This window comes from Rhizobium ecuadorense, from assembly GCF_001187535.1.
GTDB classification, from domain to species: domain Bacteria; phylum Pseudomonadota; class Alphaproteobacteria; order Rhizobiales; family Rhizobiaceae; genus Rhizobium; species Rhizobium ecuadorense.
Map to the genome: position 1 here is coordinate 1 of NZ_LFIO01000948.1, position 239 is coordinate 239.

1 pseudogene is annotated in these 239 nt (G+C 55.2%); it reads right to left on the reverse strand.

What is annotated here, in order from left to right:
* Positions 1 to 239: pseudogene (locus AF337_RS44480) on the reverse strand (MSMEG_0569 family flavin-dependent oxidoreductase); the annotation flags it as partial.

Here is a 239-nt window from a genome sequence, read left to right on the forward strand (position 1 = left end):
GTGTATCCAGTGCACCAGACGACAGAACCGATGTTTGCAGTCTTCAAATGCAGGTTTGGAATCGGCAGAACTGGGACGGGTCGTCTCGGCGTATCCTTCACCTCTTCAACGGGCAGGTCGAGTGATTTCGCTTTCGCGCACTCATCCGCGGCATGCTTGAAGTCGCTATAGGCTCGGTCTGCTTCCGTCAAAACATCCTCGGCATCATCATTGAAGTAGAGACTACCGCCCGCGACGCC